This window comes from Treponema sp., assembly GCF_017430385.1.
Classification (GTDB): Bacteria; Spirochaetota; Spirochaetia; order Treponematales; family Treponemataceae; genus Treponema_D.
This window is the reverse complement of sequence record NZ_JAFRNB010000007.1, coordinates 1-24,795: the sequence shown is the minus strand read 5'-3', so window position 1 is coordinate 24,795 and position 24,795 is coordinate 1. Positions and strand designations below refer to the sequence as shown.

21 protein-coding genes are annotated in these 24,795 nt (G+C 43.2%); 11 read left to right on the top strand and 10 right to left on the bottom strand.

All coding sequences use genetic code 11. The annotated features are described in order from the left end of the window. The first annotated feature begins 397 nt into the window (after positions 1–397). Positions 398–2,500 (top strand): heavy metal translocating P-type ATPase, encoded by a 2,103-nt coding sequence (locus IJJ71_RS00585; protein WP_296844702.1) that lies wholly within the window; start codon positions 398–400, stop codon positions 2,498–2,500. Between the two features lies 1 nt (position 2,501). Here the strand turns inward: IJJ71_RS00585 and IJJ71_RS00580 are convergent, their stop codons facing one another. Continuing rightward, on the bottom strand, positions 2,502–2,849 hold the full coding sequence (locus tag IJJ71_RS00580; RefSeq protein WP_296844701.1) for a magnesium and cobalt transport protein CorA: 348 nt from the start codon (positions 2,847–2,849) through the stop codon (positions 2,502–2,504). Between the two features lie 88 nt (positions 2,850–2,937). Between IJJ71_RS00580 and IJJ71_RS00575 the strand changes: the two genes are divergently transcribed. The 6 genes from IJJ71_RS00575 to IJJ71_RS00550 all read left to right on the top strand — a co-directional run bounded on the left by IJJ71_RS00575 (position 2,938) and on the right by IJJ71_RS00550 (position 10,135). Further along, the gene (locus IJJ71_RS00575) at positions 2,938–3,576 is read left to right on the top strand and encodes a cytidylate kinase-like family protein (RefSeq protein ID WP_296844700.1); all 639 of its coding nucleotides are present in this window, start codon (positions 2,938–2,940) and stop codon (positions 3,574–3,576) included. Between the two features lie 120 nt (positions 3,577–3,696). Further along, positions 3,697–4,620 (top strand): AfsR/SARP family transcriptional regulator, encoded by a 924-nt coding sequence (locus IJJ71_RS00570; protein ID WP_296844699.1) that lies wholly within the window; start codon positions 3,697–3,699, stop codon positions 4,618–4,620. 260 nt (positions 4,621–4,880) lie between these two features. Then, the gene (locus IJJ71_RS00565) at positions 4,881–5,849 is read left to right on the top strand and encodes a pectinesterase family protein (RefSeq protein ID WP_296844698.1); all 969 of its coding nucleotides are present in this window, start codon (positions 4,881–4,883) and stop codon (positions 5,847–5,849) included. A gap of 94 nt (positions 5,850–5,943) precedes the next feature. Continuing rightward, positions 5,944–7,299, top strand: coding sequence for a glycoside hydrolase family 28 protein (locus IJJ71_RS00560; protein ID WP_296844697.1), 1,356 nt, complete (start codon positions 5,944–5,946; stop codon positions 7,297–7,299). Positions 7,300–7,332: 33 nt separating this feature from the next. Continuing rightward, positions 7,333–9,360: an SPOR domain-containing protein gene (locus IJJ71_RS00555; RefSeq protein WP_296844696.1), complete on the top strand. Its 2,028-nt coding sequence runs from the start codon at positions 7,333–7,335 to the stop codon at positions 9,358–9,360. Then, positions 9,350–10,135, top strand: coding sequence for a phosphatase PAP2 family protein (locus IJJ71_RS00550; RefSeq protein ID WP_296844695.1), 786 nt, complete (start codon positions 9,350–9,352; stop codon positions 10,133–10,135). Before IJJ71_RS00555 ends, IJJ71_RS00550 begins: the two co-directional genes overlap by 11 nt. Positions 10,136–10,221: 86 nt before the next feature. On the opposite strand, the gene IJJ71_RS00545 is transcribed toward IJJ71_RS00550, so the two are convergent. Next, complete coding sequence (locus tag IJJ71_RS00545; protein ID WP_296844694.1) at positions 10,222–10,788, bottom strand: ANTAR domain-containing response regulator; 567 nt, start codon at positions 10,786–10,788, stop codon at positions 10,222–10,224. 19 nt (positions 10,789–10,807) lie between these two features. Beyond that, a complete protein-coding gene (locus IJJ71_RS00540; protein ID WP_296844693.1) occupies positions 10,808–11,977 on the bottom strand; it encodes a glutamine synthetase family protein in 1,170 nt (389 codons plus the stop codon). 271 nt (positions 11,978–12,248) lie between these two features. Here IJJ71_RS00540 and ppdK point away from each other — a divergent pair, with 271 nt between their 5' ends. Continuing rightward, positions 12,249–14,936 (top strand): pyruvate, phosphate dikinase, encoded by a 2,688-nt coding sequence (gene ppdK / locus IJJ71_RS00535; RefSeq protein WP_296844692.1) that lies wholly within the window; start codon positions 12,249–12,251, stop codon positions 14,934–14,936. A gap of 178 nt (positions 14,937–15,114) precedes the next feature. Here the strand turns inward: ppdK and metF are convergent, their stop codons facing one another. Both metF and IJJ71_RS00525 read right to left on the bottom strand, forming a co-directional pair. Next, positions 15,115–15,996: a methylenetetrahydrofolate reductase [NAD(P)H] gene (gene metF, locus IJJ71_RS00530; protein ID WP_296844691.1), complete on the bottom strand. Its 882-nt coding sequence runs from the start codon at positions 15,994–15,996 to the stop codon at positions 15,115–15,117. A gap of 82 nt (positions 15,997–16,078) precedes the next feature. Beyond that, positions 16,079–17,620 carry an NFACT family protein gene (locus IJJ71_RS00525; RefSeq protein WP_296844690.1) on the bottom strand — a complete coding sequence of 514 codons (1,542 nt, stop codon included), beginning with the start codon at positions 17,618–17,620 and terminating at the stop codon, positions 16,079–16,081. 44 nt (positions 17,621–17,664) lie between these two features. Between IJJ71_RS00525 and IJJ71_RS00520 the strand changes: the two genes are divergently transcribed. Next, complete coding sequence (locus IJJ71_RS00520; protein ID WP_296844689.1) at positions 17,665–18,309, top strand: hypothetical protein; 645 nt, start codon at positions 17,665–17,667, stop codon at positions 18,307–18,309. Between the two features lie 14 nt (positions 18,310–18,323). On the opposite strand, the gene IJJ71_RS00515 is transcribed toward IJJ71_RS00520, so the two are convergent. The 5 genes from IJJ71_RS00515 to IJJ71_RS00495 all read right to left on the bottom strand — a co-directional run bounded on the left by IJJ71_RS00515 (position 18,324) and on the right by IJJ71_RS00495 (position 23,826). Beyond that, entirely contained in the window at positions 18,324–19,244 is a 921-nt protein-coding gene (locus tag IJJ71_RS00515) for a 1-phosphofructokinase family hexose kinase (RefSeq protein ID WP_296844688.1), read from the bottom strand. A gap of 49 nt (positions 19,245–19,293) precedes the next feature. Next, a complete protein-coding gene (locus IJJ71_RS00510) occupies positions 19,294–20,409 on the bottom strand; it encodes a cation diffusion facilitator family transporter (RefSeq protein ID WP_296844687.1) in 1,116 nt (371 codons plus the stop codon). Positions 20,410–20,424: 15 nt separating this feature from the next. Beyond that, positions 20,425–22,530, bottom strand: coding sequence for a methyl-accepting chemotaxis protein (locus IJJ71_RS00505; protein WP_296844686.1), 2,106 nt, complete (start codon positions 22,528–22,530; stop codon positions 20,425–20,427). 209 nt (positions 22,531–22,739) lie between these two features. Continuing rightward, positions 22,740–23,372, bottom strand: a complete 633-nt coding sequence (locus IJJ71_RS00500; RefSeq protein ID WP_296844685.1) for an adenylate kinase — start codon at positions 23,370–23,372, stop codon at positions 22,740–22,742. Between the two features lie 97 nt (positions 23,373–23,469). Continuing rightward, positions 23,470–23,826 carry a helix-turn-helix domain-containing protein gene (locus IJJ71_RS00495; protein WP_296844684.1) on the bottom strand — a complete coding sequence of 119 codons (357 nt, stop codon included), beginning with the start codon at positions 23,824–23,826 and terminating at the stop codon, positions 23,470–23,472. A gap of 133 nt (positions 23,827–23,959) precedes the next feature. Here IJJ71_RS00495 and IJJ71_RS00490 point away from each other — a divergent pair, with 133 nt between their 5' ends. Beyond that, positions 23,960–24,160 carry a hypothetical protein gene (locus IJJ71_RS00490; protein WP_296844683.1) on the top strand — a complete coding sequence of 67 codons (201 nt, stop codon included), beginning with the start codon at positions 23,960–23,962 and terminating at the stop codon, positions 24,158–24,160. Positions 24,161–24,170: 10 nt separating this feature from the next. Further along, positions 24,171–24,686 (top strand): hypothetical protein, encoded by a 516-nt coding sequence (locus tag IJJ71_RS00485; protein WP_296844682.1) that lies wholly within the window; start codon positions 24,171–24,173, stop codon positions 24,684–24,686. Positions 24,687–24,795 lie beyond the last annotated feature (109 nt).

Genomic DNA, 24,795 nt, shown 5'->3' with positions numbered 1-24,795 from the left:
AAGGTCTGCCACAAGCATGACATCAACGCCATTTGCTGTGCGAATTTTAGCAGCTGCTAACAGAGTGTCAATAGGTTTTGAGAAAATATGTAAATTTTTCCTGCTAAACTTGCCTAACATTAGGATAATTATAACATGGAAATTTGATTTTCGGGGAAAATTCGTAAGAAAATTTTAAAAAAAATTTAAGGAAAGTGGAAAAAGTCTAATATAATTTTCTTATCTGATTTCTAAAGAAATATCCTTAATAAAAGAAAAATGTTTGTCTTAATGTGCTGTAAATATTACGAAAAAACTTCTTTTGATTCTGACAGTTATGCTTCTTGACAATTTTTGGAAACGGATATACTGTTTATATATGAACACTTGTTCAAGTGTTAGTGATAAGGAGATTTTCATGGAACATACACATGAGCACAATCATCTTGGAGGACATATTCACTGTGACTGCGGGCATTGCGGTCACGACCACGAACATCATCATGAGCATGAAGGGCATGAGGAGCATGGAGAATGTCATTGCCACGACGAGCATGAGGAAGAAACTCCGCTCAGAAAAATCCTGCTTTCTTTCGTGATTTTTGCGGCAGCTCTTTTGATTGAGCACCTGCCGATTTTTGCGGCAGATTCTCCTCTCATGTTATCTTTGAGCAAAAACTTTTCTTATTCAGGTGATTTTCCGCGGTTGATTTACGGCATTCTTTATCTTGCGGCTTTCCTTATTTGTGGCCGCGATGTCGTTAAAGGAGCAATCCGATCGATTCACAAAGGAAATGTTTTCGGCGAGCAGTTTTTGATGACTGTTGCTTCGGTCGGAGCAATTTTTGTTGGCGAATATGCCGAAGCTGTTGCCGTAATGCTTTTTTACAATCTCGGTGAATTCGTTCAGGATTATGCCGTTGACCGTTCCCGAAATTCAATTTCCGCGCTCATGGACATTCGTCCGGACACAGCCACTGTTATCCGCGACGGAAAAAAAATTGTTGTCTCTCCAGAAGAAGTTGAGATTGGCGAAATTATTGAAGTGAAGCCAGGCGAGCGGGTTCCGCTTGATGGCATAATAATAGAAGGAAAATCATTTGCGGACACATCTGCTCTTACAGGCGAAAGCGTTCCTCGCGAAGTTTCAGTTGATTCAGAAGTTCTCGCAGGATTTGTAAATCAGTCGGGTCTTCTCAAAATCCGCGTTACAAAATCTTACGGAGAAAGTGCTGTTACCCGAATCCTCAATCTCACTCAAGAAGCAAGCGAAGTCAAAGCAAAGAGCGAAAAGTTCATTGCACGATTCGCACGAGTTTACACACCGATTGTCTGTATCGCAGCCCTTGCAGTTGCAGTCCTTCCACCGCTCGCATTGCAGTTCTTTGCGCCAGAAGTTTTTGAAAAATACGGCTGGTCTGTCTGGATTTACCGCGCACTCACTTTCCTTGTTGTTTCTTGTCCTTGCGCGCTCGTAATTTCCGTTCCGCTCGCATTCTTCTGTGGAATTGGAGCAGCCTCAAGCTCAGGCGTTCTTATCAAAGGTTCGAATTTCGTTGAAGTTCTTTCAAAGGCAAAAATTGCCGTATTCGATAAAACTGGCACGCTCACCAAAGGTATTTTCGATGTTGCACAGGTGAACCCGGTCAATGGATTTACGAACGATACTTTGCTTGCAATCGCAACACATGCTGAAAGCTATTCAAATCACCCGATTTCAAAATCGCTCAAAAAAGCCCATCATTGTGTTCTTTGCGATGCACTTAAAATCCTGGAACCAGAAGAAATCAGCGGATTTGGCATACGAGCGGTAGTCGAAGGAAAAATCGTTCTTGCCGGAAATGCCAAGCTCATGAAAGAAAAGAATGTAAGTGGCTTTGAAGAAAATACAAACGACCGAAAGTTAGTCGGAACAATTGTTCATGTGGCAGTCGATGGAGTCTACGCAGGAAATATCGTGATTTCTGACCAGGAAAAAGATGATTCACGCACAGCGATTCAGAATCTCAAAAAACTCGGAATCAAAAAGACTGTCATGCTCACCGGCGATACGCAGGCAACAGCCCAGGTCGTGGCAGAAAATCTTGGAATCGATGAAGTTTACGCCGATTTGCTCCCGGAAAACAAAGTCCAGAAAGTCGAAGATTTGATGAATCAGTCTGGCTCAAAAAATGCCGGCCAATCCCCGCTCATCTTCGTTGGAGACGGAATCAACGACAGCCCTGTTCTCGCCCGTGCCGACGCCGGAATCGCAATGGGCGCACTCGGAAGCGATGCCGCAATCGAAGCCGCCGATGTCGTAATCATGGACGACAAACCAAGCCGCTTAATCGATGCAATCAAAATTTCCCGCCGCACGATGAACGCTGTCTGGCAGAACATTTATGTCTCAATCGGAGTAAAAGTCGCAATCATGATTTTGGGTGCAGTCGGAATCGGAAACATGTGGCTTGCAGTCTTCGGTGATGTCGGTGTTTGCTTGCTCGCCGTCGCAAACTCTAGCCGGGTTTTGAAGAAATAATTTATTTGTCGAGCCAACCCCGGAGAACATTTGCGACATCTTCCGGGGTTTTTGGAATTTCGTTTTTGAGAGCTTCGATTTTATCGTCAACCATGAGGAATCCGCCGTTTTTCGGAGCGACTTCACGGTAAATTCCGCGCAGTTCACCAAATCTTTTTACTTCTTCAAGAACGGCCGTTTCGCGCTGGACATGGAATAGATTTCGCGGATTGTAAGCACCGAGGGAAAGAATGTTTTTGCTGATTTTATTCATTTCGGCAGGAGACAACTTTAAAATAGAAAGAATCTTTTCGCTCGCTTCGGAGCCAAGTTCTGTGAGAAGAACCGCAATTTTTTCGTATCCGGTCATTTTTTTCCTCGTTTTTTCAATTTTATATGATATAATACATTCGGAAAAAATTCCACAAGGATTTTTTTAGCTAAAAAGGAGGCAAATTATGAAAAAATATATTACTATCAGCCGTGAATATGGTTCTGGCGGCCGTCTTATTGGCAAAATGGTTGCTGAGCAGCTGGGCTATGCTTTTTATGACAAGGAAATCATCGATATGGCTGCCGAAGAAAGCGGTCTTTCAGCAGAATTCATCAAAAAAACGGAGCAGAATCTTTCTTCCGGCTGGCTTTACAATCTTCTTTTGGGAACAAGTTATGCCGGAACAAGTGCTGCTGGCATGGGGCAGCCTGTTGGACAGGGCACGCTTCCTCTCGCAGACCAGATTTTCAATGCTGAGCGCAAAATCATTCTGGGGCTCACAAAAGAACCATGTGTAATCGTCGGCCGTTGTGCTGATTATATTCTTTCGACCTCTGACCAAATCGACAACAAGGACTTGCTCAATGTGTTCATCTACGCGGACATCGAGGCGAAAATCAAGAGAATCGAAGAAATCTACAAAGAAACTGAATCTTGTGCCAAAAAAACAATTATACAAATAGACAAGCGCAGGGCCTGTCATTACAATACATTTACTGAAAATATCTGGGGAGACCGCAAGAATTACGATATGATGATTAACAGTACCAGTGCCGGAATTGAAGCTACAGCCAAGTGGATTGTTGAGCTGGCAAAAATTTAATTCTAAGCGGAAAATGAACTGATGTTCAAAAAATTAATAAGCCGCTGCCTCAGTTTATATTCGATTTCTCCTTTGGACTTGGCTGATGCGGCGGAAACAAATCGAATACACACTCTGTTTATGAGCACAATTCTCTTCGTGTTTGGAATCTTTGGTTTGGTCGTACATAATGCCATACACGAAGTAGAACCTTTCCCTTACCGCATTTATTTTGCCCTGTTTATGGCGGTAAGTCTTTTAGCTTTTGTGATTGCATACAAAACAAAGAATGTTGCAAGGGAAAAGGCTTATATATGGAAAACTTTTCCTTTTTATCTTGATTTTTGCCTGGGAATCGGGGCTGGCGTTTATAATTTTTACATTCTTGGACAGCCTTTTAACGGTTTTATCACATACTGCATTACAGGTGTAATAGCGGTGTGTGCATTTTCGTTTTCCCCGTTTCTTTTTTTGTTCTGTCTTCTGGCATGGTTTGCGGTTCTTGTACCGGGAATTTACAAAAATTTTTCTCTCACCGGCTTGATTGATTCTATTCTTGCTGTGATTACGATGTTCTCTCTTTCGCTTTATAAAAGACGGGCTGAAAATAAATTCATATTGATGCTCAAAAAGCAAAAGAAAAACCTTGAGGCCAAGACATTCGGAAATTTCACGCTTCTTTATGAAAACAAAGTGATTAAATTTTCAAGAACTAAATCAACGGAGCTTGTCGCATATCTTATTTATAAAAACGGAAGCTCGGTGCGGACAAAGGAATTGATTTCCGTGCTCTGGGGCGATTATGCTGATTCGGCGCGTTATGGTGCGAGCTTGAGAAATCTCATCGTTGACATAAAGCACAGCCTTGCCGAGCTTGAGATTCAGCAATTCTTCATCACGGAGTACAATAATTTCCGTATAAATCCTGAAGCGATAAAATGTGATTATTATGATTTTCTGGCGGGCGATTCCAATGCTGTAAAAAATTTTGCCGGTGAGTTCATGAGTCAGTATACTTGGGCGGAAGAGGCGGCGGGCTTCCTTGAACGCAAAATCCTGAACTAAGCAAAAAAAATCCCGAAACCTCATTGCGAGATTCCGGGGGAAACTTAATCTCTCCGACACATGCATTAGCTTGCCGTGTTTGGTTCACATTTAACTTTTTGAAGGATTCCTCAAAAATTTTTATTTATACAGATTCTACTCTATCTGCCGTACAAAATCAGCACATAAAGGCAAAAAAATGAGCACGGAATCAGCACAAAATGAAAAATTTTATTATAATGAGGCAATTTTTTGAAAATTTTGGAAATTAGGGAACAAAAATGACATACAAACTTTCAACAAGCGATTCTCTCGCACAAATTTTTTCTCAGGTTGCGGAAACAGTCGGTTCAGCTGACGAGGAAATTCACATTCTTCTTTCAGACGGCGAGCATCATGGATTGGAGCATGAGCGGCTTTTTTATGATTTGCCAAATCCACTTGTAATTGAGAGTGAGTCCGGGGAATCTTCAAAATGTGCGCTCCGTTCAGAAAATTGCGAGGCTTTCCACAAGGACACTGAAAATCGGGCTGTCATTACTTTTGGCGAAAAATGCACTTCCGTTACGCTCAAAAATTTTACGATTGAGAATACTCATGTCAAAAGCTGCGATGATGCTTCTTTGGGGAATCAGGCTGAGGCAATCTGCTTCCATTGTCCCGGCGGAAAATTGTTCTGCGAAGGAATGAGTTTTGTGAGCCGACAGGACACGATACATGTCAAAGGATTTTCCCGCTTCAAAAACTGTTTTGTCACAGGCGATGTCGATTTTATCTGGGGCTATTGCGATACGGCTGTTTTTGAGAATTGCAGGATTCACACTCGGACGGATAATCGCGGAAGTGACAGGCCTGCCTATGTCCTGCAGAGCCGTGCTTTGAATGGAAGACCGGGCTTTGTTTTCATCAATTGTGAATTTACCGCCGAGGACAGGGGTAAAAATGCTCAGATTTTCATCGGTCGCTCACAGGGAACAGGCAAGCCTGCAAGCGTTGACAGATGGGATTCAATCGCGCTGATTGACTGCAAAATCTCCGAGCTTTACGACAAAGCTCTTTGGACTGACGAAGACGGCACACGCGCTGTTTACCCGAAGAAGGGAACGGCTTTGGTCGGCTGGCGGCAGTTTGGCACGAAGATTGTCCATTCCGACGGTTCTATTTCCGCGTATGACGGTGCTTTACAGGAAAAACACGGTTATACGATGACGGAAGAAGACAAAATCAACTTGCTGAGCACGCTATTTTAATCGCAAAAATACAAAATCACATCATAATGCTTTCTTGTGAACATAAAAATCCCTTGTAAAATAGAGACAATAGAAAATCTCAAGCGGGGCTTTTATGACGGAAATCAATATCAAAGATTTTGGTGCGAAGAATAACGGAAAATTTGACAATACAAAGGCTTTCAAGGCTGCTTTTGACGAACTCGCAAAAAATGGTGGTGGAAAACTTGTTGTCGGTGAAGGAGTCTGGCTCACAGGTCCTATAGATTTAGTTGATAACGCAACATTGGAACTTAAAGAAGGGGCAGAACTTTCTTTTATTTCGGATCCATCTGTTTATCCGCCGGCATACACCCGGTGGGAAGGCGTTGAGTGCTATGCGATGCACGCTTTGCTCCGTGCCTCAGACTGCAAGAATGTTACAATCACAGGAAAAGGTACAATCAACGGAAACGGAAATGACTGGTGGGGAATCGTTAAGGCAAAAAAAGCTGTCGGCCAGTCAAAACCGATGGCGACTTATGAACTGGCGCTTGCAAAATTAAACCCTGGTTTTGAAAATCAGGCCGGAGGTGGAGGCGGTCGCGAAACCCAGTTCCTCAGACCTTGCCTCGTTGAATTTATGAACTGCCAGCATGTCGTTTTTGAGGGAATCCAGCTGAAAAATTCTCCATTCTGGACTGTCCATCCTCTTTATAGTGATGATTTGACGCTGAAGGACCTCAGAATTGAGAACCCTTATTCCGCACCTAATACAGATGGAATTGACATTGACTCGTGTACAAATGTCAAGGTCCTGAACTGCTTCGTTTCTGTCGGCGATGATGGAATCTGCCTCAAATCCGGCTCAGGTCCTGATGGAATCTGCGTGAACAAACCGACCTCAAATGTCACAATCAAAGACTGCACCGTTCGTTTTGCTCATGGTGGAATTGTTTTTGGTTCTGAAACTGCTGCCGGAATCCAGCATGTTCTTGCTGAAAACTGCGATTTGAGCGGAACTGACCGTGGAATCCGAATCAAGAGCCGTCGCGGTCGTGGCGGTGACTTGTGCGACATCACTCTCAAAAATCTCGTGATGAATGACACTCTTTGCCCGATTGCAATGAACATGTACTACAAATGCGGAATCAATGATGTCAATTCTCCTTTGTTCAGCCTCGAAAAACAGCCTGTTACCAGCGAGACACCTCGCATCCATGATGTAAAAATCATCGGCTGCAAAGGCAAAAACTGCAAGGCAAGTGCCGGTTTCATCGTCGGATTGCCTGAAATGCCAATCGATAACCTTGAAATCCGCGACTGTGAATTCTCTACGGATGAAAGCTCAGAACGATCGCCGATGGAAAGCGATATGTTCTACGGATTGCCGGAGGTTTTCGTCAAGAGTTTCCGCGTGCGTAATGCACCAGGCGCAAAATTTGAGAATGTCAAAATCGAAGGCCCAAAAGAAACATTCATTTACGAATAAAATTCTGCCGAAAATAAAAATCGGGAGCTTATAATGAAAAAATCTTTCAAATTCTTTCTTTCGATTTTTATTCTGGCAATTCTTGTTGTGGGAGCGGGATTCGCGGACGGCTATCATGTTTGTGTGGCTTCCTACAAGAAACTTGACAATGCCGAATCTATGATTAAAAAACTTGAAAAACAGAGTGTTGCGGCATTGGTCAGCGAAAACAAGGTCAAAAATCAGAGTTTTTATCGCGTACTTCTTTCAAAAGAATTCAAAAAAATTCAGGATGCCCGAAAATACCGTGATGAAGTCAAAAATTATTCCTTTGCAAAAGAGCTGGGGCTAAAAGACTTTTGGGTTTGCGAAAGTGAAAAAATCGTTCTTAGAAATCAGCTTGTTAAAATCACAACAGATCTTCCTCAGCCGGCAAAAGTTGCGCCAGCTCCGGCACCTAAAAAAGTCGTTGAGGAAAAGCTAGTTCCAAAAGCAAAACCGGCTCCTGTTCCTGTCCCAGTTCCGGTACCGCTTCCAATTCCTCAGGAACCTGAAGTTAAGACTATTGCCCCTGTTGAAGATGCAAAAAGCGTTGCTCCCTTGCCGATAATTGTTCCAATTCCACAGCCGGAACCTGAATTGCCGGTTGAAGAAGAGCCTGAAACGCCCGAAGACCCCGAAGAAATTCCTGAGCCAGAAGATGTTATCGAACCGGAAGCACCTGCCGAAGAACTTCCTGTGATTGTCGTTGAGGAGCCGAAAACTCTTGGCGCGAATGAAAAAGCCGTTCTCAGCGAGAAAAATCCTTATTCAGTTATTGTGCGTTCTTACAAATATGAGCAGTTCGCAGAAAATGACAGTGCCCGTCTTAAAGAGCTTGGTTTTGAGCCGTACATCCTTAAAACTTTCGATGACAAGGAATTTTTTGCATTCAATATCCATGTAGGAGCCTTTGCGAGCCTTGATGAAGCCGAGGAGCTGAATTCTCAGTTTGCTGATGCAGGAATCCCAGATACGATGGTTTCTGATTATAACGAAATCAAAGAGAATCTCCAGAAATACGATGATGTCATTTTGCAGGAGTCAGTTTCCTTTGATAACGGCCAGTATGAAATCCCGACTTGTGTGCCGGAGTCAATCGCAAAACTTGTAAAGCAATTTCCTGCAAACAAAGATTTCCCGATTCAGGAAATTACAATTATTGATTATGACAATTATCTTGCTGTCCGAGACAAGCCGAACCTTTCTTCGGAGCTTCGGGCATATCTTGAAGAAGAAGAAGGACTTCATTCGGCCCTGCTTGCCAAGTGCCGTGATGAGTTATATAGAAAAGAAGTGAGCGTATTCTTCGCAAATGCCGACCAGCATAAGGAAGATGATATTCTTGGTGAATTTGAGAACATGCAGTTCGGCGCGACGGACGGAGTTTTTGATTGCGTTCTTTATGAAAATGACGGCGAACTCGTGCTTTCTGGAACGAATATTTCAGAAAAAATGTGCGTAAAAATCAAAACAAGGGATTTCAGCAAGGAAGAATTCATAAATCTTCTGATTGATTCTTTCAATGACGGCTCTTTGTCGCTTTATCCGCAGATGCGAAGAACTTTCTATGTTCTCCCGGACAAAAATCCTGATGATGAGCGGGAATTCATAATCTTCAATTTCAAAAAAGTCGGCGAGGAATACGCAAGCGATCGAAACTATGCTGAATGGGCAGTTCCAATTGTCGGACATTCCCTTGCAAAATCATATTTCTATGACAGCAATTCGTTGCTCTGCATAGGTTTCTATGATTTGGACTATGATTTCAATGCAAAAAATGTCCACGCTCATTTCACGGAAGCAAAAAACACGACGGAAATCACTGAGACGAACAAGCCGGTTTCTGTGAATGGAATCGAGGGCTGGTATCTTCTTAACCCTAAGCAGAAAGAAGTTTCGTTCTCGACAAAATCTTATGTGATTGCAATTGATACTGAGCCTACGAGCGTTCTTTCTAAGGATGATTTGATTAAAGTCGGAACAGATTTGAAGATTTGGGATTCTGGTTCAGATGCGGGTGCTGATTTCGATGCGAAGTAAGATTTTTGCCCTGTTTTTGCTGAGCCTGAGTTTTTTCCCTGTCCATGCGCAAGCTTTTAAGCTTTCTCCTGTGACGGACTCAGCCTTGCTTGGCACTGGCATTGCTCTTTCTGGAGCAGATTTGATTTTGGACAATGCTCTCAAACTGAACCGCCAGAAATATGATGGTGAAATTTTTGACAAGGACGATGTGAATCCTTTTGACCGGAAATTCATGCACTCGTATTCAAAATCCCGTGACAGGGCTGCGGATTTTTTGCTGGCGGCCACTCTTGCAACTCCGATTGTGCTTGCAAAGACTCAAAAAGAAGATTTGATTACTTGCGGCGTTATGTATGCGGAGACGCTTTTAATCGCAAACGGAATTAAGGAACTGACGAAACTTGCCGTGAACCGAACCCGGCCGTATATGTATTATGATGCGGACACTTTCCCTGAAAAAGATGTTGATGATGGTGACTGGGCGAATTCATTTCCGTCAGGGCACTCAACGATGGCTTTTTCGGCCGCGACTTTCACAAGCTATACTTTCTGTAAATATTTTCCAGACTCTAACTTGAGGATTCCTGTCGTTGCGGGAAGTTATGCGATGGCATGTGGTGTTGCGGCATTGCGGCTTTCGAGCGGAAATCATTTTATGACGGATGTTCTAACAGGAGCCGCAATCGGAAGTGCCGTAGGATTCTTGGTTCCGTGGCTCCACACTTTCAACGCGAAAAATGATTTGAATGTAGCGTTGCGCGCAGACGGGATTTCAGTCGCTGTAAAATTTTAGCGGGGCCGTTGGGCGACATCCATGTCGTGACGACTCGCTTCGCGATTCGCGGACAACTTGCTTTTTTGCCGCGTCCATGCGGCACTTTAACTCAATGTATTAATAATTAGGTTTGCTACGGCTATTTTCTTTGCGCCGGTGTCCATTGCTTCCTTTTCGATGTAGCGGTGGGCTTCGGCTTCCGTCATGCTCTTTACCTGCATCAAAAGCATTTTTGCGCGGTTTACGATTCGGATTTCTTCCATTTTTTCTTTGAGCTGGGTTGCCTTGCTCGAAAGAACCTGGACTTTGTACTGAACCGCAATCGCCACTTTTATCATATTATAGAAGTAAAATTGATCAAATTCGCGGGTGAGCGTAAGAATTCCGTAAGACTCGACTTTGTAGCTTATTTGGTCAAAATGTTCCTGCGGCGCAAACAGCAGGATTGTGCTTGAAGAGTCAGAAATATCGACAGCAAAATCCGTGCCCTCACCATCCGCAAAATCAACGATGACGATGTTGAAAATCCGTTCGTCACATTTTCGGCGCGCTTCGTTAAAATCCTGACAGACCGAAAGCTCGAACATCGGTGGCATGAGCATTACGCTTACAAGAGAGGAAATTTTTGTGTCTTTTGTCACAAGAAGGACAGAATATGTGTCACTTGTCACTTTTGTTCCCCGCCTAGAGTTAACCTAAAATTCCTTTTACAAATTCACTTTTATCAGCGATTTCCTTTGCTTCTTCGAGCGTGTCTGGAATGGCCTTGTAATTTGTTTTTTTGGCGATTTCCTTGTCAAAAAGATTTTCTGTGGCCGCTTCGCCAGCACGCAGATTGTTTTTGATTCCGTCGATTGCCGCATGAATCAGCAGTGTGAATGCTATGTAAGGATTGCATGTCGGATCAGGGGAGCGGATTTCAATGCGTGGATTTTTGTCGCTCGGAATGCGAAGAAGTGATGAGCGATTTTCGCGCCCCCAACAGATGAACTTTGGAGCTTTTGCCTCGCCGAGCCTCTGGTAAGAATTCTCAGTAGGATTGAGATAATATGTGATTTCTTCGATGTGCTTGAGGATTCCTGCCAGAATGTTCTCGGTTTTTGAAGAATCCGAGCATGAAATATTGATGTGCATTCCGCAGCCAGGCTTGTTCTGAAGAGGTTTTGGTGAAAAATCTGCGTATAATCCGCTTTCACTGGCCTTTGTTCGGACAATCCATTTGAAGGTGGTGGCATTGTCGGCACAAGTGAGTGAGTCACTGTAGCGGAAATCGACTTCGTTCTGGCCTGGACCTTCCTCGTGGTGGCTTGATTCTGGTGTGATGCCCATTTGTTCCAAAGTGAAGCAGATGTTTCGGCGGATATTTTCGCCTTTGTCTTCCGGTGCGATATCCATGTAGCCGGCTTTGTCGAAAGGAATTTTTGTTGGCTCGCCATTTTCGTCCAATTTAAAAAGATAGAATTCAAATTCTGTTCCGAATTGAAGGTCAACGCCACATTCAGCCTTGATTTTTGAAGCGGCGGTTTTGAGAAGGTAGCGGCAGTCCTTTTTGTACGGAGTTCCGTCTGGATGTTTGATATCGCAGAACATTCGGATTACTTTGCCTGCGCTTGGTCGCCATGGAAGCACGGAAAGTGTTGATGCGTCAGGATATAAGAACAAGTCAGAATGATTGGCTTCCTCGAAATCAGGGATTGCGGATGCGTCGAAAGCAATTCCGTCTGCAAAAGCCCGTGGAAGCTCGCTTGCCATAATAGTTGCATTCTTCTGCTTGCCCGAAAGGTCAAAATACGCAAGCCGCACGAATTTAACATCCTCTTCTTTTACATAATCCAAAACTTCTTCTTCTGTATAAACCATAAATTCTCCATAATAAAAAAGGTCGTAGACTTTGCGCCGAAACTATTAGCGAAAAACCTACGACCTCTTTGTCGAATACAGTTATATTAGCAAATTTCTGAGTTCTTTTCAATTGCAAAAAAATGCCATAAAAGAGAAAAATTTGGCAAAATTTGTAATATTCCGAACAAAATTTTTATTAAAAATACTTAAATATGATTGACTATAATTTCTATAAAAGTTACTATCTTCTATATTACAATTATTTTTATAATTCTAAATGGAGAAAACAATGGCTACAAAGTATGTTTACTTTTTCGGTAACGGCGATGCAGAAGGCGATGAATCAATGCGCCCAATCCTGGGTGGCAAAGGTGCTAACCTCGCTCAGATGGCAAAAGCTCCTTTGAGCTTGCCAGTTCCACCTGGATTCACAATTTCAATTGATGTTTGTCAGGAATACTACAAGTTAGGTAAAAAGTACCCAGAGGGTCTTGATAAGGAAGTTGCAGAGTACCTCAATAAGCTCGAAACATCATTCGGCAAAAAACTTGGCGACGAGAATGACCCACTTTTGGTTTCTGTTCGCTCAGGTGCCGCAGAGTCTATGCCAGGTATGATGGACACAATCCTCAACCTCGGTCTTAACGATAAATCAGTTGTTGGCCTTGCTAACAAAACAAACAACCCACGTTTCGCATGGGACGCTTACCGCCGCTTCATCCAGATGTACGGTAACGTTGCTATGGGCGTTGATCACGACAAATTCGAAGAGATCATCGCTGAGGTTAAATCTCACCGCGGTATCAAAGAAGATACTGAGCTCACAACAGAAGAGCTTCAGGAAATCGTTACAAAGTACAAGGCAATGTACAAAAAAGAGAAGGGCGAAGACTTCCCACAGGATCCACAGGTTCAGATGTGGGGCGCAATCGGCGCTGTATTCGGCTCTTGGATGAACGAGCGTGCTATCATCTACCGCAAGCTCAACAACATCGACGAGAATGTTATCAAAGGAACTGCTGTAACAGTTATGGCAATGGTATTCGGTAACATGGGCGATACATCAGGAACTGGTGTTGCATTCTCTCGCGACCCGTCAACTGGTGAGAACCACTTCATGGCTGAGTACCTCATCAACGCTCAGGGTGAAGACGTTGTTGCTGGTATCCGCACTCCAATGGATATCTCTGCTCTAGAAAAACAGCAGCCAGAAATCTTCAAAGAAATTTCTACAATCCGTGACCGCCTCGAGGCACACTATCACGATATGCAGGACATGGAGTTCACAGTTCAGGAAGGCAAACTCTTCATGCTCCAGTGCCGCAACGGTAAACGAACAGGTCCAGCAGCTGTTAAGATGGCTGTAGACATGGTTGCAGAAGGCATGATCACAAAAGAGCAGGCTCTTCTCCGCGTTAAACCGGATCAGCTTGATCAGCTCTTGCACCCACAGTTTGAGGCTAAAGCTCTCAAATCTGCAAAACCACTCGCATCTGCACTCAACGCTTCTCCAGGAGCTGGATGTGGTGAAATCGTATTCACTGCTGACGAAGCTGTTGCAGAAGACAAAGCAGGCAAAAAAGTTATCCTCGTCCGCAAAGAGACATCTCCAGACGACATCGCCGGAATGTACGTTGCTCAGGGTATCTTGACTTCTACAGGTGGACGTACATCACACGCAGCTGTTGTTGCTCGTGGTATGGGTACACCATGTGTTTGTGGTTGTTCAGACGTTGTATTCACAGGAAAAGATACTGTTACAATCGGTGGTAAGGCATTCAAAAAAGGTGACTACATTTCTATCGATGGTTCAACAGGTAAAGTATATGGCGAAGTTATCCCTGTAACTCCAGCTTCAGTTTCTGGCGACCTCGAGACATTCCTCTCTTGGGCAGACGAAGTTCGCGCTGCTTCTTGCCGCACAACTCCATCTGGAAAAACAGTTAAGGGATTCGATGTTCTTGCTAACGCAGAGCAGAACGAAGCTCCACAGGCATTCCGCTTCGGGGCTGCGGGTATCGGTCTTTGCCGTACAGAGCACATGTTCTTCGAAGAGCCAAAACTTACATCATTCCAGAAGATGATCATTTCTGACACAACAGAAGAGCGCAAGGCTAACCTCGCAGCAATTCTCCCACTCCAGCAGAAAGACTTCTACGGAATCATCAAAACAATGGAAGGTCGTGCAGTTACAATCCGTCTTCTCGACCCACCACTCAACGAGTTCGTACAGGCTGAGACTCCAGAGCTTGCTTCTGCTCTCGCTAAAAAACTCGGCGTAGCAGTTGAAGTAATCAACAAGAAATATGCTGAGCTCAATGAGCACAACCCAATGCTCGGTCATCGTGGTTGCCGTCTCGCTATCACATATCCAGAGATTTACGAGACTCAGGTTGAGGCTATCGCTCGTGCTACAGCACAGGCTGAGAAAGAAGGTCTCAAACATGACGTTCGCATCATGATTCCAAACGTAACAACATTCGCTGAGCTCAAACAGATTCGCGCTCAGGCAGAGGCTGTTATCGCTAACGTTAACAAAGAGCTCGGAACATCACTCAAGTTCCAGATTGGTTCTATGATCGAGTTCCCACGCGCTGCTGCTACAGCTGACAAGATTGCTGAGTACGCTGACTTCTTCTCATTCGGTACAAACGACCTTACACAGACAACATTCGGCTTCAGCCGTGATGACTACTCTAAGTTCATCGATTCTTACTTGGATCAGAAGGTTCTCCTCCAGGATCCATTCAAGACTTTGGACGAAGACGGCGTAGGAGTTATGATTGGCTTGGCAGAAGAGAAGGGACGTGCAGTTAAGGCTGACCTCCACCTCGGAATCTGTGGTGAGCACGGTGGTGACCCGGCTTCTATCGAGCTCTGCTACAAACTCGGCTTGAACTACGTTTCTTGTTCACCGTTCCGCGTACCAGCTGCCCGATTAGCAGGTGCTCAAGCTGTAATCAAATCAAACAAATAGTTTTCTGACGGACAGCTTTGCTGCCGTCAAAAACGCTTAAACCCTTGATTTGCTGACGCAAACAAGGGAAACCAGATTCGGGCGCGACATTTCTTCGAAAAGCGCGTCAATCCATAGGGTACATAAAAAATGCACTTCCCGATTTTGGGAAGTGCATTTTTTATGTATTCGCTGCTTATTAGTTATTTGTTGCCTTGATAATCTCGTTTACGTTGCTGATGATTGCCTTTGCGATTGCAGGTTTGTTCATCGTGTAGATGTGGATTCCGCGCACGCCGTTTGAGATCAAGTCGATAATCTGGTCGGTAGCGTAAGCGATTCCTGCCTGCATCATGGCTTCCGGGCTGTTACGGAATCTGTCGCAGATTGCGAGCAGTTTTCGCGGAATATAAGCATTTGACAAATCGACCATGCGGCTTACCTGATTGGCATTTGTGATCGGCATGATTCCGGCCAAAACAGGAACGTGAATTCCTGCTGACTGGAGCCTGTACAGGAATGAATAAAGCATGTCGTTATCGAAGAACATCTGTGTAGTCAGAAAATCTACGCCCGCATCAACTTTGTGCTTGAGATTTTCGATATCGGTTTCACGGCTCGTGCTTTCCGGGTGTCCTTCCGGGTAGCAGGCTCCGCCCACGCAAAATCCTTCTTTTTTAAGCAAGCCCACCAAATCAGAAGCATGAACAAATCCTGATGGAAATACGTTTTCACCTGTTACGGCATCTTTTGGAAAATCGCCACGCAGAGCAAGGACATTGGAGATATTTTTTTCTTTGAGATTGCTGATAATCTGATTGAGGGCTTCGGTTGTTGAGCGCACGCAAGTAAGATGTGCAAGTGCTGCTGTTCCCTGATTTTCGATTGCCTGTGCGATGTCGGCTGTGTAGCCCTGCGTTGTGCCGCCAGCTCCGAATGTAACGCTGATAAAATCCGGATTGAGAGATGTAAGCTCAACGGCTGTTTTTTTGATTGATTCAAGTGCTTCTAATTTTTTTGGTGGAAAAACTTCAAAAGAGAGGGAAACTTTTTTCTGATTCAGAATGTCTACGATTTTCATAGGTTGAATTATAGCAAATTTAAAGGGGGAAGTCTCCCCCTCGACTACAAAGCTCCGCTTTTCCGCTACCCCCTCTGCGGACTCAATCGCCGTCCGCAACACCTGCTAAAATCTTCCTTATCTTCGCATCGTCGAGCTTAATAAAGAGATTTTTTTCGTTTGTGGGTAAAACTGTACCTTTGGGTGCATTTTTGGCTCGGCGCAAGTGCTTTACCTGAGTATAATACAAATCTGCGCTTCCATTTTTGCGGGCTTTTGAGAAATAAACGGCCAAATTTCCTGCCGCAAGCAGAATTTCGAGCGGAACGGTCTTTCCTGGCCTATTCTTGATAAAAACATAACCGCCGTGATAATCGCGCACATGGAGCCACATATCCGCGCCTTTGACCGTGTGTCGGAGCAATTCGTCGTTTTCGGTGGCGTCTCGGCCGACGATGATTTGCCAGCCGTCAATCAAAAAGTCCAGTCCTGGATGAGATTTCTTTTCCTGCTGTTTTGGTTTTTGTGTCTTTCGCAAAACCTGTTCAAGCTTAATAGGATTTTTTTCGGCGACAATCTCATTGTATTGTTTTTCGAGCGCGGCGAGTTCCTTTTCGGCTGATTCAATGTCGAAATCAAGATTTTCCATGCCGCTCGTCTGTTTTTTGTAGGTGTCGTAGTATGATGCGGCATTTTCCTGTGCGGATTTTTTGGGATCAATCTTGATGCTGATTTTTTTGCCGGTCTCAAAATCTTCACATTCGAGGAAGTTTGATTTGCCGTCAATCTGATAGCCGTAAGCAAGAATTAAATCGCCCTGATGTTTGTACTGTCCTGCATTTCTGAAACTTTCGCGTTTTTCTTTGAGCCGTTCGAGTGATGAGGCGAGCTTGCTCCTATGAGACTCGTACCATTTTTCAGCTTGTTCCAAAAGTGATTCAAGCGAAGTGGCCGCCGCATTTTCAGAATAGTACAAATCGACTTTCTGGTTAAAAGTGAGGTCGGGGTATTCGGGATTTTTGGCCGCGTATTCGGCTGTAAGTTCGGCAAACTCACGCACCTGGAACTTTTCGTTAAGAGCACGAAGTTCATCTTCGGAAAGTGATTTTTTCTCCGGCAGTTCAAGTTTTTCGCCTGTTTTTTCGCCTTTTGCTGGGCGGCGGTAAAATGAATCAAGAATCACATCATCTTTGTCACACAGGAAAATATTGCCAGCGTTTGACCACAGACGGATATAAAGAGTAAAAAAATCATCTTCATCATCGGTCTGAAGGGATTTTGCCTTTTTGGCGGCGTGTTCCTGGGCCTGTGGCATTACATAAATCGCACCCGCTTTTTCAAGCTCCATTTTGATTATTCGCTCTTTTTCAATCTGCGTGCACGAGAGAATACGCGCGCCCTTGATTTTAGATTTGAGCATTTCGTTGAAACGGAGAGGCTTTTCGTTTTTGGTTATTTTTCGCCTTGTCTCACAGATACGACATTCACCGGCTGCAAGCGAGATAAAAACTGTTTTGGGAACTCCCGGCTTGTAAGTGTAGATAGCGACTGAATTGAAATTTGGCTGAACGACTTCCTGAACAAAGCCTCCAGCCAAATCAAGCTCGGAGAGGATTAAATCTATTTCATTGCAATTTAAAGACATTTTATACCCTTTACTTTCTTCTATAATAATACTACATTTTTAATATGAAGAAAATCTTTTTTGTATTTTTGTTTTTTGCCTCTTTGTTTTGTGCCAGTGCTTCAAGCGATTATTACAGCAAGAACCTTTGCTTCGGCATTTCTTTTCCTTTTGTGAACAATGATTATTTTCTTGAAAATTCTGATTCCGTAAAACTTGACGCGATTGGAATCAATTTGAACTACCGCAGAATGAAGGACACTATGAAAATCGGCCTGTTCCTTGATGCCGACATTTTCATGCCTTACACAAAAACGCTGATTATTGACGAAAAAACTCAGACAACGACAAAACTTTCTGATTACGAATACTTTTTTGGAACTGATATCATAGCAGGAATTTATACGGTCTTGTTCCGCAATGATTCAATCAGTCTTCCGTTTGGTGTCGGGCTTCACCTGGATGGCTACATCAGCAAGCAAAAATATGAAAGTACGATAATTAAAGAATCTGTTTATACTGTTGGAATTGGCGGATGGCTGAATTTTGAAGTGGATGTTTCAAGAAAATTTGGCGTTTATGCCGGTTCTAAATTTGTATACGATTTTTACTACAAACTGAACAATAAGGCAACGCTCACAACAGTCCAAGACGGAAAATGCAAAGGATTTACATTTGTTCCTGCCGTTGGACTGGTGTGGCATTTCTAGTGATTTAGTTAAGATTATTCTTCGCTTGGCTTGAGAGAGCCTGGAACGATTGTTTGTGCATTGAGGGCAGCGCAGTGTGCTCCTTCTTTAAGAGCCTTCTCGATGTTTTTGGCGAGGAGATAAGCGTGAAGGAAGCCTGCTGCAAAAGAATCTCCGCAAGCCGTTGTGTTAATGGCTTTTACTTGTTCGGCCGGAACGCGGTAGTTTTTGCCTTTTTCTGAAGCAAGGATGTCTTTTCTGCCACGAGTGACTACGATGATATTATCAAGTTCCTGGCTTTTCTTTGAGATTGCAGAAACAAGCTCTTCTTCGCTCAAAAGCAATCCGCCGAATGTCTGACAGAATTCTTCTTCATTGATTTTGATAATCTGTGGTGTTGTGAGTTTGAGCGTGCCAAGCAAGTCATCGCCACGGAAATCAGCGAGGACAAGTTTTCCTGCTTTGTGAGCGACTTCGCAGATTCGAGCGCAGATGTTTGCGGACCAGTTTTGTGGACGGCTGCCAGCGAACAAAAGTGCATCGAAAGATGTCATATATTTGCGGACGAATTCAAGAAGCTTAAGCTCGGCTTCGGCTCCAGCAATCTGGAGTGAGTTTAGTGCTTCGTCAGCCACAACTTCTGTGGTTGTGCCGTTTTTTGTGTCGAGCAATGTCCAGCAAACGCGAGTGTTTCCTTCGATATAAATTGGTGTGACATATAAATCGGTGTCGTTGGAAGCGAGATGCATGAATCTCTCTGCGTTTGAATTTCCGACAGGGCAGACCGCAACTGAGCACCCTGGCTCAATCTGGTTAAGAACTCTAGCTGCATTCAAAGCCTTTCCGCTGGCATCTTCACGCCAGTTGTTGGAACGGTTTACACAATCAACTGCAAAAGAATCAAATAAAACAGTGCGCTGAATTGTTGCGCTCAAGCATACACAAAGAATTTTCATCATTTAAGTATGAAGAATTTGTAAGATTTATTCAAGCTACAAATTGCTTTTAATCGCTTATATCAAAGTCAAATTGAACTGAAATATCGTAATCCGGGAAAGCCTCGCGGACATCATCGACCACATGATTGTACATCACTTTCATGTTTGGTGATTCAAATGAAACAACGATATCAAAACGCATGATTTTTTCAATTTCATCGATATAAAATCCGTGCATTTGGATGATGTCTTTGTGCTCATGTACGATTTTTGAAACTTTAGAGCGGATTTCCGCAGCAGAATTATGCTTTGTGTTAACGCTGTAAATGCCGATTGCTGCCATAACAACATTATGTTTGGCATAAACTTCATTCATGATTTTTCTGGTGACGACATCAATTTTGTCTGCTGTCCAAAAATCCGGAACTTCTATATGAAGTGAACCGAGGTGCTTGTCCGGGCCGTAGTTGTTGAGAACCAGGTCATAAGCTCCGCGAATTTCAGGATCTACTCTCAGAACTGTTTTTTTGATTGCGTGCGCCATATTTGCATCAATTCGCTCTCCAAGAATTTTGCTCAATGTTTCACGCAGGGTGTCCAATCCGGATTTTATGATTGCAATGGAGATAATCACACCAAGATAGGCTTCAAGGGAAATATGGAAAATAAGGAAAACAGCCGCAGCGAGCAAAGTTGATGCAGAAATTATCGAATCCATCAGCGCATCCTGGCCGCTTGCTACAAGTGAATCAGAATTAACTTTTTTGCCGGTAGATTTTACGAACAGTCCGAGGAGGATTTTTACAATGACGGCCGTTCCTACGATAATCAGTGATATTATCGTGTAGTCGGGTGTTGAAGGCTGGATGATTTTCTTGACTGACTCAATCAATGCGGTGAGACCCGCATACATGATGATGATTGAAATCACGAGCGCAGAAAGATATTCTGCCCGACCATGCCCGAACGGGTGCTGCTTGTCGGCTGGCTTGCTCGCAAGTTTTGTTCCGATTATTGTGACGACGGAAGAAAGTGCATCGGTGAGGTTGTTTACCGCATCCAAAATGATTGCGATAGAGTTAGAAAGAAGCCCGACAAGCGCTTTGAAGCTTGCCAGGCCTATATTTGCCGCAATTCCGAGAATACTTGTGCGGACTATTGTTTGTTCACGATTTTGGGTCATGATTTAATTATTGCATTAAACCTTGAACAAATCAATCTGGCTGCCAATCTTTCCGATAGCATTCTGAACCTGACCAGAAATGTCGCCCAAAGCAGCTCCAGTTTCGTTGATTTTGCGTGCTCCGTTTGACATTTCATCCATACTGCCCTTCATTTCAAGTGTAGCGGCCTGAAGGTGCTGAACTTCCTGAAGAATCATCTTGTTTCCGTTAGACATTTCTACAGATGCCGCACGGACTTCCTCGGTGCTGTCATTCATGGTCTTGAGTGCGCCAGTAATCTGCTGTGAACCCTGATTCTGCTCTTCCATTGCGGCTTTAATCTGCATGACGAGCTGGTCAGTTTCCTGGATTTTCTGTGATACGACACCGAATGAGCGGCTAGATTCGTTAGAAGCCGCAACAACCTCGTTAATCTGAGCCTTGATTTTGTTAAGCTGCTCGCCGATTGTCTTTGACTGAGCAGAAGATGTTTCAGAAAGTTTACGGATTTCATCAGCAACGACTGCGAAGCCTTTACCTGCTTCACCAGCATGTGCAGCCTCGATTGCGGCGTTCATAGCGAGCAAGTTTGTCTGCTCTGCGATGCTTGAAATTGCCGTGTTTGCATCCTGAAGCATTTCGCTCTGGGTTTCAATCTGCAAGATACGCTCGTTGACATCATTCTGCATTTTGAAGCCTGTATTTGCATTGCTCTGGAGCTCTTCGAATGAAGAAGCCATTTTTTCGACGGAATTGTTTACGGAAGAAATGTTGCCAATCATCTGCTCGACAGCCGCACTAGCCTGGCTTACGCCCGAAGACTGATGCTCAATCATCTGATTCAAAGAATCGATGTTTGCTGAAATCTCGTCAACCGCACCTGCTGTCTGCTGAACGCTGTTGCTCTGATTGGTAATCTGATTGGAAATACTGTCAATATTAGCGATAATCTGGGTGATTGCGCTTGCTGTATCGTGAGTGCTGGCAGTCATGCTTTCGCCAGAACTTGCAAGTTCATCCTTAGATTTCTTAGTTTCGCCGATAATCTGCTGGAGTTTGTCACAGAATGCGTTGAAATTGATAACCAGAGCACCAATTTCATCGAGAACACGCAATGTGACTCGCTTCGTCAAATCAGCCTCGCCAGTTGCCATTTCTTTGAGCTGCTTGGTGACATTTGAGATTCGCCACATGAGCCAGCGGATGAAGAGATAGCTGAGGAACATAAGAACGACTGCGATGCCTAATGCAATTGGAGCAACGATTTTAATTGTTGTGTTTCTGATTGCGGCAATATCTGAAAGGCTTTTTGCGATAAAAAGCATGCCTGTAACCTGACCGTTAGCATTTTTGAGCGGCGCATAGATTGAGAAATATTCGGAACCTTTGATCTGGTTTTCGCCTGTGTATGTCTGGCCCTGGTCCAAAACTTTTTCTGAAATCACCGGGTTACCAAGTGTTGTGCCTGTAACGCCTTCCAGAGACGAATCAATTCGTAAATCTCCCTTGAAAATCGTACATTCAACATCGTAAGCTGTGGTCATGAGCTCGACAAAGTCACCTTCAGCTAAATCATAAGCAAATACTACCGTACCAATGACTTGAGCGTCCTTTTTAATCGGGTAAGCATAAGCGGCACAGAACTGGGCATCGCCAAGAGTTTCAAAAGCATGGCCTGGATTTCCATTAATTGCACGATTTATAGCAAAATTTGCGTTGAGTGCTTTGCCTTTGCTCGGGCCACGGTCAGAACCAACGAGTACATTTCCCTTGGCATCTGTGAAAGCCATGAAGCTAAAGTCAAGTTCGCCAGAATAATAATTGATAATTGTTTTAAGTGTATCAATGTCATCGTCAATAATTGCATCACGAACATCATGGCGGTCTGCAGTAGTTGCGGCATATCCCTTGAGAGTGACAATCCAGTCGTCCATTATCCGAAGAGCACCGTCTGCGGAATGAACAAGTTGTTCCTCTGTTGCCTTGACCTGCTTTTTGTCAAAGACTGTAAGACTGATTGCAGCGACGGCAACCGAACTGAAAACGATTACAGCTCCAATCAGTGCGATAAGTTTTGTTTGAATTTGAATGTCTTTTGCATTCGGGTCTACTGGCCTGTTATTCTCGATTTTTCCTGCCATAAAGAATTCTCCTGAGAAGTAAATACTTTTATTATATTATCGCCCGAAAAGTGGAAATTGTAAACTGAAAAATAAATTGAAGTAAAATGGAATAAAAATAAAAAACAGAAGATTAAAAAAAATGAGGGGGAAAGCCTTCCCCCTGTGCCGCACTTTGTTGCGCCACACCCCCATCTGCGGGAGTGCCCGCAACGCCCCCAAATGATTTGTTAGTTCTTTGGGAATTTTGCCTTGAACTCTTCCAAAACTTTGTCTGGAGAGCCTTTTGCGTCGATGTCTACGAGATTTCCTTTGCCTTTGTAGAAGTCGATGAGCGGTGCTGTTGATTCGCGGTAAACTTCAAGACGATGTTTGATTGACTCAGGCTTGTCGTCGTCGCGTGTGTACAATTCGCCACCACATTTGTCGCATTTGCCTTCTGTTTTTGGCTTGTTGTTTACGACATGGTACATCTGGCCGCAATCTTTACAGCAGATTCGGCCGCCAAGTCGCTCAACTACGGCGTTGTCTTCAATGTCGAAGTTTACAGCTGCATCGATTTTTGCGAATGTAGCCAAAGCTTCTGCCTGTGGGATTGTGCGTGGAAATCCGTCGAGGATGTAGCCGTTCTTTGTGTCATCTTTTGAAAGTCGGTCTTTTACAAGTCCGATTGTGATTTCATCACTTACGAGACCGCCCGCATCAATGATAGCCTTTGCCTTTTTGCCAAGCTCAGTGCCGTTCTTGATGTTCTCGCGGAAAATGTCACCTGTTGAGATGTGTGGAATTGAGTATGCAACTGCAACTTCCTTTGCGAGAGTTCCTTTTCCAGCTCCCGGTGGTCCCAAGAAAATAAAATTCATGATTTTCTCCTGTTATCAACGATTTTAATTTGTTAAATATTTTAGCACAGTTTATTTGATAAGAAAATAGAAGAATTTTCAATTTTCTGTTTTTGGATTATTTTCCCAATTCCCCGCATTGCTCAAATATTTTCAAAGCTATTTTTTGTTTATTTAACGATAATGATTCTAAAGTATGTATAACCCTATGATATTTCTTATATAACTCTAACTGTTTACTTTCATTTTGTGAGTAATTATCTTCATTGTCTTGTGATTGTGGTATTTCCAGTAAATATTCTAAAGAGACCCCTAAAACTTTTGAAATACGAAGTGCGTCAATCGCATATGGATTTGAATTGCGCTCTATGGCACGGTTTATTGTAGCAACAGGAACATCAATTTTATAAGCAAGTTCTTTTCGTGAGATATTTTGAAAATCCAATTCGTAGCAAACTTTTTTCCAAAATGACATAACTGACAATAGAATAGAAACTTTTGTCGCATACTTCACTATTCTTGTAACTAATGTTACTATAAATAATCAATGCGACAGATGTTTCATTAATACGAAAATTGAAATATTATCGCAAAAGGAGGAATCTTTTATGGAGCAAAAAGAAGTGGTTGAACTTATTGCTAAACTACGCGATATGGACAAGACTAACGAATTTGAAGGTAAATTTTCTATATTCGAGAATTTATTCAAGACTGAAAATGGAAAAATTCGCGAATTGATAATGAGAGACTTCAATAGGCTTGCAAAAGAAATTGCTGATGAACTTGAAAAAATGAAAGAAGGTTGTTAGGAGATTCCATATGAAGAACTTAAAAAATTTTTTGTGTTGCTTTGTGATTGCATTACCAGCTGTTTTGCTGTCGGCTTGTGTTACATCGATGTTTGGAAAAACAGGTCAGAAGATATATCAAGACAGGCCAAATAATCTTTCTAAGTCAGAATATTGCGATTATAAAATCGAAAAGTTTAAATTTCCAGACGGTAAAATTGCCGATGTCTATATGTTTGAAAATCTCCAAGACCAAGCTCTTTGGCTGAATCTACAAAAAAATGCTCTGATTGAAGACGGTGCGACTATCGGTGATACCCATGTCGGAAGAAAATATTATAAAGATCAAATTGCTTATTGGACAGAAAAAAAGAACCAGGATGCGATTGACCGATATAATTGGAGATTAAATGTACGAGGTCCGATGACTCCATTTTATTCACAGTACACGAAATTATTGTCGCAGTATGGCGGTCAAAAAGAATTGCTCAAACTCGTAGAAGAACAAAAAGAACTTTTGGAAGATTGTAAAATGAACTTGAAATAGTAAAAATAAAAACACCCATACAAATGGAAATTTGTTAATATGTTTTTCACCACAAAAACCAAAATTAACAAAGGAGAACCATAAGTATGGGCTTAAATCATGTTACTTT

What these genes read in the sequence shown, in the direction of transcription:
- IJJ71_RS00585 (WP_296844702.1), top strand. Translation starts at nt 398, where the DNA reads ATGGAACATACACATGAGCACAATCATCTTGGAGGACATATTCACTGT.
- IJJ71_RS00580 (WP_296844701.1), bottom strand. Translation starts at nt 2,849, where the DNA reads ATGACCGGATACGAAAAAATTGCGGTTCTTCTCACAGAACTTGGCTCC.
- IJJ71_RS00575 (WP_296844700.1), top strand. Translation starts at nt 2,938, where the DNA reads ATGAAAAAATATATTACTATCAGCCGTGAATATGGTTCTGGCGGCCGT.
- IJJ71_RS00570 (WP_296844699.1), top strand. Translation starts at nt 3,697, where the DNA reads ATGAGCACAATTCTCTTCGTGTTTGGAATCTTTGGTTTGGTCGTACAT.
- IJJ71_RS00565 (WP_296844698.1), top strand. Translation starts at nt 4,881, where the DNA reads ATGACATACAAACTTTCAACAAGCGATTCTCTCGCACAAATTTTTTCT.
- IJJ71_RS00560 (WP_296844697.1), top strand. Translation starts at nt 5,944, where the DNA reads ATGACGGAAATCAATATCAAAGATTTTGGTGCGAAGAATAACGGAAAA.
- IJJ71_RS00555 (WP_296844696.1), top strand. Translation starts at nt 7,333, where the DNA reads ATGAAAAAATCTTTCAAATTCTTTCTTTCGATTTTTATTCTGGCAATT.
- IJJ71_RS00550 (WP_296844695.1), top strand. Translation starts at nt 9,350, where the DNA reads ATGCGAAGTAAGATTTTTGCCCTGTTTTTGCTGAGCCTGAGTTTTTTC.
- IJJ71_RS00540 (WP_296844693.1), bottom strand. Translation starts at nt 11,977, where the DNA reads ATGGTTTATACAGAAGAAGAAGTTTTGGATTATGTAAAAGAAGAGGAT.
- ppdK (WP_296844692.1), top strand. Translation starts at nt 12,249, where the DNA reads ATGGCTACAAAGTATGTTTACTTTTTCGGTAACGGCGATGCAGAAGGC.
- metF (WP_296844691.1), bottom strand. Translation starts at nt 15,996, where the DNA reads ATGAAAATCGTAGACATTCTGAATCAGAAAAAAGTTTCCCTCTCTTTT.
- IJJ71_RS00525 (WP_296844690.1), bottom strand. Translation starts at nt 17,620, where the DNA reads ATGTCTTTAAATTGCAATGAAATAGATTTAATCCTCTCCGAGCTTGAT.
- IJJ71_RS00520 (WP_296844689.1), top strand. Translation starts at nt 17,665, where the DNA reads ATGAAGAAAATCTTTTTTGTATTTTTGTTTTTTGCCTCTTTGTTTTGT.
- IJJ71_RS00515 (WP_296844688.1), bottom strand. Translation starts at nt 19,244, where the DNA reads ATGAAAATTCTTTGTGTATGCTTGAGCGCAACAATTCAGCGCACTGTT.
- IJJ71_RS00510 (WP_296844687.1), bottom strand. Translation starts at nt 20,409, where the DNA reads ATGACCCAAAATCGTGAACAAACAATAGTCCGCACAAGTATTCTCGGA.
- IJJ71_RS00505 (WP_296844686.1), bottom strand. Translation starts at nt 22,530, where the DNA reads ATGGCAGGAAAAATCGAGAATAACAGGCCAGTAGACCCGAATGCAAAA.
- IJJ71_RS00500 (WP_296844685.1), bottom strand. Translation starts at nt 23,372, where the DNA reads ATGAATTTTATTTTCTTGGGACCACCGGGAGCTGGAAAAGGAACTCTC.
- IJJ71_RS00495 (WP_296844684.1), bottom strand. Translation starts at nt 23,826, where the DNA reads ATGTCATTTTGGAAAAAAGTTTGCTACGAATTGGATTTTCAAAATATC.
- IJJ71_RS00490 (WP_296844683.1), top strand. Translation starts at nt 23,960, where the DNA reads ATGGAGCAAAAAGAAGTGGTTGAACTTATTGCTAAACTACGCGATATG.
- IJJ71_RS00485 (WP_296844682.1), top strand. Translation starts at nt 24,171, where the DNA reads ATGAAGAACTTAAAAAATTTTTTGTGTTGCTTTGTGATTGCATTACCA.